Genomic DNA, 8208 nt, shown 5'->3' with positions numbered 1-8208 from the left:
GCCGGTATGAGTCCCGTTCAGGGGTCACTTCAATCGCAGTGCTTTTAGCATTTTTATTGCTTGAACATAATGGGGATGTTACTTTATAGGGTCTTATTCCACAATCCTTCCGATCGGGCGCTTTCCTGCAACAAGGACTAGCGCTTATTTTCATTAAAGGGCCAGAATGTTGGGGGAAACTTTCGAAAACAATAGGTAGAGGGATGGCTCCCCGTTACCTATTTTAAGATCTTTATATTTTTGTTTTTCCATGCTGTCCCTCATATAAGCACCTCACTATAACAACCACTGGGAAAGTGGTGGGTCATCTTCTTGTCCTGCTTTATCTTTATTCAATAAATGATAAAGTAAATCCTTATTAAAAAGGAATTTCTTAATCGTTCGACAGAACTTGTGAATACAGGATATGTTCCGCACACTAGTTCATCCTTGGGAACGTGAACAATTAAGATTCAAAACCCTTGATACCGGGGTTATTGTTTTTGTGTTTTACACTAACTTCATTTTCATTTTATCCGATACATTGCTTAAACAAGATCGGCTTATTCAACAGTACGTCCCACGAGCGGGCGTGATTGTTATTCTTGATTGTCTGCTGTTTTTGATTCTAGGTTAGATCTGTCCATTGACTCAGTATACTTTTCTTTATTTCCAGGTTGATTTTCATCCGTCCGTGTATTCCATATACTATATTTGATTGTATTTGGAGAATCTCCATTTTTTTCCATTTTTAAACCACCTCCATTTAATATAGTTACAAAAAAAAATAAAACTATACTTCAATAAAGTGGTTTCATTTGTATTCTAATCAGTGCATGAAAAGGGATCATAATTTGAGCCGAAACCTTATTATTTCTTACATACCTTACTAATTGTTGGTTACATTAACAACAAGCGGAGGTGAACAAAATGGCTGATAAAAAAGATAAAATTGAGGAAAACGTACGAGCACAGCTCGGTGGCATGGGTCTATATGGAACAACCAGCAATGAGGAAGTAGCAGGATACCGGGCTTCGGGAGATATTGAAAATGCCGGTCAGCTCGATAAGGGTTTTCAAAAAGAACCGGGCAATGAGGGTGAAACGGCATCTTTCTCTACTGAACAGCAAAGAGAAAATGAGGTATAAGTAACTTGCTTTCTAATTGCTTTTTAGAGCGTTTGGGTATATTTAAATGTCCTTTTTCTTCTATAGCATAAAAAAAGGCCTGGCAGCAGTTAAATGCTTCAGGCCTTCTTTTTTTATTTATCCACTTATAAATTTGTTAAATGAATTGATAAACTAAGCTGCCGATTAAAATATTGCAGCTGAAGCAGTTCATCCCATTGTATGATATATTTAGTTTTAGTAATCCAGTCATTCGTGGGATTAGCCCACTGACCGCCATTTCAAACAACTCTTTTGATAACCGGTGAGATGAAGATTCATCAGACGAATTCCAGCCTGACAATCTACATAAAGTACATTTTAAATTAGATGAAATTCTTATCAAATCCCGCCTGTCGATTTTATAAGGAGGGCAAATGAAGACAATAAAGGCTTGGGCAAGAAAGCTAAAACAACAATTATTAACTCTATATTTGGCCTGCAGGGATAATAGAGTACCTTGGTATGCTAAAGTATTTACTGCATGTGTAGTAGCTTATGCATTCAGTCCGATTGATTTAATACCTGATTTTATTCCGGTTTTAGGTTATTTAGATGATGTAATTATAGTACCGTTGGGAATAATGTTAGCCTTAAAGATGATTCCCGAAGATGTCCTTAACGAATGTGAAATTAAAGCAAAAGATTTTAACGAAGATAACAGACCTGAAAATTGGTTTGTTGCTATTCTCATCATCATGATCTGGCTAGCGCTAATCTTGTGTATTGTTTTTAAATTGACTATAACTATTTAACAGCTGCACTCAGAATCGAAGTCGAAAATATCAGGTTATTACATTCTCATCTGCTTGCGAAGAAATACAAGTATGCTCGTCCTGGAATCCAAACTACGCCATGGAACACTCAAGAGCGGTGCATGAATGACCCATTCGGAAATCGTATAGTGTTTTTTGAGAGCATCCAAAAATAGTGAGTACTGTGTAAGACTTGATGAATATTTGCCTTGGGAAAGAGGGAACAGGACAAAAATTGATTAAACTCCATCTTTGTCCATTGCGCATCGATTGGTCATTGCATCCTATAGAGTATCAACTATCTACAAGGAGGTAAACTATTGTCACCTCGAACAAGGGATGTAGTCGTTATTGTGTTCGAGAGCGCTTCAACAACAAGACGATTTCGAATTGTTGATTTTGCGGTCATCGGAAGTGCAGGGCCATGCAGGGAGTTTCTGCGAAGAGGGGAAGATGTCGTTCATGCCGAAAGTTGTCTTCTAAGAAATAATTTTCGGATTGTTTTTGAAAGTTCAAATGTGCTGCTTTTCATCCGAAGGTAATCGTATAGAACATGGTTTCTGACAGTGAAGCCTGGAGAGCGATAATGATTCCTTCTTTAACGGCTCGGCGCGATTCTTTAATTAAAATGGTTTTTTTTCGATTAACATGGCGGTACCAATCACAGGATCTCCAACCAATTCTCCCATTCACCAAATGATTGGCCGGATGGCAAGAATGTTGGAGCCTCTTTCGTAAAAGAGGCATAATGACTGGACTATTAGCAGGTAGTCCAACTTATGCCCTTGCAGAATCTGACGCTTATAGGTCACCGCAGGCAGACTATGGACGGGTATGGACTTGCGGAGAAGTCGATAAGTGAGCGGATCAAAACCGCTGGCACTTCCGAGAATCGCAATAATCTTACTTTTTTCTAGTGAACATAGCCCCTTGCGAGAGAATAGAGAGATGATAGAGCACCATCTATATTTTGGAGGTTTTTGTTAGCAATAAGCTCAAAGTATTTCCGAAAGGTCTGGTTCTTAGCTGCCCTTGTTCTTAGCTGCCCTTTAGATGTAACCGGAACGGTAAGTGAAAAGAAAACGGGTGAACAAAATGAGCACCGCAGGCGAGATCGCCCGTGGTGCTTAATTTGTTTCTTATTGAAGGGTACGGTAGACTCCAATTACTTTTCCCAGGATGGTGACGTTTGGAAGCAGAATCGGAGCAAGCGCTGAATTCTCCGGTTGAAGGCGGATGTGATCTTTTTCTTTAAAGAACCGTTTAACGGTGGCTTCGTTTTCTTCCGTCATCGCTACGATAATGTCACCGTTTTCAGCAGTGGGCTGCTGTTTGACGACGACGAGGTCCCGGTCATAGATACCGGCTTCGATCATACTGTCTCCTTCGACAGTTAACATAAAAACATTATCGTCGCCAACTACATGTTCGGGCAATGAAAAATACTCATCCACATTTTCAATGGCTGTTATCGGGGAACCTGCGGTAACTTTACCGATGATCGGTACATTCACGGAACGCGTTTTCGTTATGATCTGTTCGGAGTCGAGGCCTAGTACTTCAATCGCTCTCGGTTTGGTAGGGTCTCGCCTGATGAGCCCTTTTTTTTCAAGCCTGGATAGATGGCCGTGGACAGTGGAGCTGGATGCCAGTCCAACCGCTTCTCCGATTTCCCGTACTGATGGGGGATAACCCTTTGCATTCACTTCTTCTTTAATAAATTCCAGTATATCAATCTGCCTTCTGGAAAGTTTTGTCATGATTACACCTCATTCACTGAATACTCTTGAAAAAAGTATAGCATGCAGGAACAAGATATACAAACATAAGTTCGAAAAAAACTCTTGTAAAGAACAGGTGTTCCTATTATAATAACAATTAATAAGAACACACATTCGTAAGGGGGATTTATGTTGAAGGGATTTTCACCAGTATTTATACTAATATCTATTGTTGCAGCAGGGTTTATTATGTTCGCTTATCAATCACATGCAGAAGGATCCAAAGAATATATGGAGATCACAGTGGAAAAAGGAGATTCACTATGGGAGATTGCAGAGGAATACACCAAGAGCAAAGGCTCAAATTGGGAATTTGTAGAGTGGGTTGAAAAGAACAATGCGATTCAGGCAGGGACGATCACTCCTGGCCAGAAATTAACGATACCGATCAAAGCAGATAAAGACAGGTGAAATAAAATTGAGATCGATCATTTATTGCAGAGTAAGCACGGATAACGAGGAGCAGACTGCCTCCTTATCCCGACAGGAAGAGGAATTGAGACAACTTGCAGTAAGGCATGGATTTGAAATTGTGTCAGTCATCAAGGAAAGAGAAAGCGGATACAGCTTAGAGAGAGAGGGTCTCTTTGAGATGATCGAGCGGGCGCAGGCTGAAGAATTTGACGTTCTCCTCATAACCGATGATACCCGCTTGGGCAGAGGGAACGCTAAAATCGTACTCCTTCATGAACTTCAAAAAAGAAACATTAAGGTATATACATACAGCAGCCAGGGGGAATACCAGCTCTCTGAAGCAGAATCCATGGTGCTTGAAATCGTAGCTGTCGTAGAAGAATATCAGCGCAAGCTTCATAATTTGAAAATTAAAAGAGGGATGAAAAAGGCCGTTCAGAGAGGCTATAAACCGCAACATAACTTAAAGAATATCCATCATGGGGGAAGAGAACGGAAACAGCTTCCGATTGAAGAAATCATACGTCTCAGACATATGGATCTTACATTTTCCGAAATTGCTGTAACATTAAAGGGGTTCGGTTATGAAGCATCGAAAGCAACCGTTCACAGAAGGTATAAGGAGTATTTAGAAAGTGCTCCGACTGGAAACTCTACTTAATATTCGTTACGATAGGCATATCGAAGAAAAAGGAGAGGTGCTCCATGCTTACACCAGATAAACTGCAACGTATAAATTTTCTTGCTAAAAAGTCAAAGCTAGAAGGTTTGTCTACAGAAGAAGCCCAAGAACAAAAGCAACTAAGGGAGGAGTATCTGAAAAACGTCAGATCTTCTTTTCAAAATAGATTGCACTCACTTAAAATTATTGACCCTGAAGGCAATGATGTGACCCCGCAAAAGCTGAAAGAAAGCAAAAAAAGCCAGAATAATATCAAACATTAAGAGAAGAGCCTGATTTCTGTAATATGAAATCAGGCTCTTTTGTTGTTGCAAAATTCTGAATATCGTATATACTGTTATATAACAACGATGAAAGGGGAGAACAAATTGGCCTTTTCAATAACGGATTCTGTTATCAGATTATATAGTGAAATCGACTTAAATGAGGGTGAGGCACTCCGGTTATACGCACGGTACGCCGGCAGTGCAAGCAATGGAGGATACGCCTTGGGAATCAGCCCTGCACAGCCTGGAGATGGGGATCGAATACAGGAAGTAAGCGGATTGAAATTTTTTGTGAAGCCGGATGACCAGTGGCTGGTAGATGATATGAAACTGGATTATGACGAAGGAGAAGATATCTTCTATTGTGAGTTTCCGGCGTTAAACTAATGTAAACCTGTATTATAACAAAAAAGTTATAATACAGGTTTCTTTGTTTGTATCAAAGATTCATTTTATGGGACACTATTGATGGGCATTGTGCTTGTATAAAATGCTCAATATGTTTATGATGGTATCGAGAAATCTTTTACATATGTAGATGAAGGGATGATTAAATAATGTCTACTGCTTCAATTGACCAATTATCTATCAACACTATCCGTACTTTGGCTATAGATAGCATTGAGAAAGCCAAATCGGGACACCCGGGCATGCCGATGGGTGCCGCGCCGATGGCTTACAGTCTTTGGACGAAATTCATGAACCACAATCCAGAAAATCCGGAATGGTTTAACCGTGACCGTTTCGTGTTATCTGCAGGGCACGGATCCATGCTCCTATACAGCTTGCTTCACCTTTCAGGCTATGACCTTTCCATGGAAGACTTAAAGCAATTCCGTCAGTGGGGAAGCAAAACCCCTGGGCATCCTGAGTACAAGCATACAGCTGGAGTGGATGCAACAACGGGACCCCTTGGACAAGGGATCGCGATGGCAGTAGGTATGGCAATGGCAGAACGCCACCTTGCTGCAACATACAACAAAGACGGCTTTGAGGTTGTTGACCACCATACGTATTCCATCTGTGGAGACGGAGATTTGATGGAAGGTGTATCCGCTGAGGCTGCTTCTTTGGCTGGCCATCTTGGTCTGGGCAAACTCGTAGTCCTATATGATTCAAATGACATCTCACTGGACGGGGATCTGCATCTTTCTTTCTCCGAGAGTGTAGAAGACCGTTTTAAAGCTTATGGATGGCAAGTTCTTCGAGTAGAAGACGGAACAAACCTGAAAGAGATCGAAAATGCAATTGCTGAAGCGAAGAAAGATACAGCACATCCGACACTGATCGAAGTTAAAACCGTGATCGGTTATGGTTCCCCTAACAAGTCCGGTAAGTCCGCATCACATGGTGCGCCTCTTGGATCTGATGAAGTAAAGTTGACTAAAGAAGCGTATAACTGGGTATTTGAAGAAGACTTCTTCGTGCCTAAAGAAGTAAGAGAACATTTTGCTTCCATTAAAGAAGAGAGCAAAAAGAAAGAAGAAGAATGGAACGAATTGTTTGCCCGATATGAAAAAGAGCACAGCGAAGCTGCTACACAGCTGAAAATGTCAATTGAGAACAAGCTTCCTGAAAACTTTGACACAAACCTTCCGGAATTCGATAAACCGATCGCGACGAGGGCTTCTTCTGGTAAAGCATTGAATGCATTTGCGCAAAACATTCCATGGCTATTCGGAGGATCTGCTGACCTTGCAGGTTCCAACAACACGATGCTTACCGGTGAAACAAACTTCAGCCGTGAAGATTATAGCGGACGAAACATCTGGTTTGGAGTAAGAGAATTTGCGATGGGTGCAGCTGTTAATGGGATGGCCCTTCATGGAGGACTAAAAGTATTCGGTGCAACGTTCTTCGTTTTCTCTGATTACTTGCGTCCGGCCATCCGTCTTGCTTCCATCATGAAGCTGCCTGTAACGTATGTGTTTACACATGACAGTGTAGCTGTAGGTGAAGACGGCCCTACTCATGAACCGGTCGAACAGCTTGCATCATTGCGTGCAATGCCTGGTCTTTCTGTCATTCGTCCTGCAGATGCTTATGAGTCAGTTGCTGCATGGAAGCTTGCACTTGAAAGTGTGGATCAGCCAACAGCGCTTGTTCTTACGAGACAAAATCTTCCAATCCTGAACGGGACGAAAGAAAGTGCTTATGAGAACGTTAAAAAAGGTGCTTATGTGATTTCTGAAGCTGAAGGGACTCCTCAAGCACTATTGCTCGCTTCTGGGTCTGAAGTGAGTCTGGCCATTGAAGCACAAAAACAATTGAAACAAGATGGAATTGAAACTTCCGTTGTTTCTATGCCCTCTTGGGATCGTTTCGAGCAGCAATCTGCAGAATACAAAGAGAGCGTTCTTCCTTCATCTGTAAGAGCGAGACTTGGTATTGAAATGGCAGCCTCTCAAGGGCTTCACAAATATGTAGGTTTAGATGGCGATACCCTTGCAATCGACAAGTTCGGAGCTTCAGCACCTGGGAATAAAATCATTGCTGAGTATGGCTTCACCGTAGAAAATGTTTCAAACAAAGTAAAAGCTTTATTTAATAAATAATGGATTGAAACCCGGAGATGTCCTCCGGGTTTTTCTGTTTTCGACAAAAGAAGTGGACGCATGCTCCAGTATAAGACAAGTATTTTGTAAAGAATCCTTTATACTTGATGTAAAAAAGGAGAGGGGTGGCGGTCTTGAGAGAGTATTTCATCTATAAGATCAACGAAGATGTCGCAGAGGAATATTTCGGGAAAGAAATCAAGCTCTTTCAGCTTTTTTTGGAAGAATACAAAACCTTTACTGTGCAAAAAGACATTCTGCTAAAACAGATTCATTACATCACCTCTCCACTTCAGCCGAGTCCTCTTCAATCCTTTATCAAACAGATGCTCTTGTCTTCGAAAGGATTTCAAGCCGAAGCCCATTCCTTTCTTTTGGAGTGTGAAAAAAGCTCTGCACGGCTCAGTTTTTCCGAACGTTACATGATCCTTCAAAGTGTAGGCAGCTTTGAAGCGGAAACCGCTATTTTTGAAAATATCCGAAAGTATGAACGCTGTTTTTTTGCGATGGATTTTAAATATTATCGTTATGGCTGGCTCAATCCGCTAAAAGCAAGGACAGGCTACGGGTCATAAATATTTTGGACTGTATCTTGTATCCCGTTGGCTT

Annotated in this window: 12 protein-coding genes; 10 read left to right on the top strand and 2 right to left on the bottom strand. The window is 41.1% G+C overall.

Going from position 1 to position 8208, the window contains the following annotated elements:
- Positions 1-578: 578 nt before the first annotated feature.
- Positions 579-728 carry a hypothetical protein gene (locus tag ABHN01_RS24280; RefSeq protein WP_429877677.1) on the bottom strand — a complete coding sequence of 50 codons (150 nt, stop codon included), beginning with the start codon at positions 726-728 and terminating at the stop codon, positions 579-581.
- A gap of 181 nt (positions 729-909) precedes the next feature.
- On the opposite strand from ABHN01_RS24280, the gene ABHN01_RS24275 reads away from it, so the two are divergent.
- The 4 genes from ABHN01_RS24275 (at position 910) to ABHN01_RS24260 (ending at position 2443) form a co-directional block, all read left to right on the top strand.
- Positions 910-1128 carry a hypothetical protein gene (locus ABHN01_RS24275; RefSeq protein WP_429877676.1) on the top strand — a complete coding sequence of 73 codons (219 nt, stop codon included), beginning with the start codon at positions 910-912 and terminating at the stop codon, positions 1126-1128.
- Between the two features lie 395 nt (positions 1129-1523).
- Positions 1524-1901 (top strand): YkvA family protein, encoded by a 378-nt coding sequence (locus ABHN01_RS24270; RefSeq protein ID WP_429877675.1) that lies wholly within the window; start codon positions 1524-1526, stop codon positions 1899-1901.
- Positions 1883-2077, top strand: coding sequence for a glyoxalase superfamily protein (locus ABHN01_RS24265; protein WP_429877678.1), 195 nt, complete (start codon positions 1883-1885; stop codon positions 2075-2077). Before ABHN01_RS24270 ends, ABHN01_RS24265 begins: the two co-directional genes overlap by 19 nt.
- A 144-nt stretch (positions 2078-2221) precedes the next feature.
- Positions 2222-2443 (top strand): hypothetical protein, encoded by a 222-nt coding sequence (locus ABHN01_RS24260; RefSeq protein ID WP_290399449.1) that lies wholly within the window; start codon positions 2222-2224, stop codon positions 2441-2443.
- Positions 2444-3040: 597 nt separating this feature from the next.
- Here ABHN01_RS24260 and lexA read toward each other — a convergent pair.
- On the bottom strand, positions 3041-3661 hold the full coding sequence (lexA, locus tag ABHN01_RS24255) for a transcriptional repressor LexA (RefSeq protein WP_290399447.1): 621 nt from the start codon (positions 3659-3661) through the stop codon (positions 3041-3043).
- A 153-nt stretch (positions 3662-3814) separates the two neighbouring features.
- Between lexA and yneA the strand changes: the two genes are divergently transcribed.
- From yneA to sirA, 6 genes are all read left to right on the top strand, one after another.
- Positions 3815-4093, top strand: a complete 279-nt coding sequence (yneA, locus tag ABHN01_RS24250) for a cell division suppressor protein YneA (protein ID WP_429877674.1) — start codon at positions 3815-3817, stop codon at positions 4091-4093.
- Between the two features lie 7 nt (positions 4094-4100).
- Positions 4101-4757: a YneB family resolvase-like protein gene (locus ABHN01_RS24245; protein WP_429877673.1), complete on the top strand. Its 657-nt coding sequence runs from the start codon at positions 4101-4103 to the stop codon at positions 4755-4757.
- A 44-nt stretch (positions 4758-4801) separates the two neighbouring features.
- On the top strand, positions 4802-5041 hold the full coding sequence (locus ABHN01_RS24240) for a DUF896 domain-containing protein (protein WP_429877672.1): 240 nt from the start codon (positions 4802-4804) through the stop codon (positions 5039-5041).
- A 105-nt stretch (positions 5042-5146) separates the two neighbouring features.
- Entirely contained in the window at positions 5147-5431 is a 285-nt protein-coding gene (locus ABHN01_RS24235; RefSeq protein ID WP_429877671.1) for an iron-sulfur cluster biosynthesis family protein, read from the top strand.
- Positions 5432-5601: 170 nt separating this feature from the next.
- Positions 5602-7599, top strand: a complete 1998-nt coding sequence (gene tkt / locus ABHN01_RS24230; protein ID WP_429877670.1) for a transketolase — start codon at positions 5602-5604, stop codon at positions 7597-7599.
- Positions 7600-7733: 134 nt separating this feature from the next.
- Entirely contained in the window at positions 7734-8174 is a 441-nt protein-coding gene (gene sirA, locus ABHN01_RS24225; protein ID WP_290399441.1) for a sporulation inhibitor of replication protein SirA, read from the top strand.
- Positions 8175-8208 lie beyond the last annotated feature (34 nt).

Source organism: Fictibacillus sp. NRS-1165 (assembly GCF_050468105.1).
Taxonomy (GTDB): Bacteria; Bacillota; Bacilli; order Bacillales; family Fictibacillaceae; genus Fictibacillus_C; species Fictibacillus_C terrinigri.
Note: the sequence above shows the minus strand (reverse complement) of the source record. Positions and strands in the feature narration are given on the sequence as shown.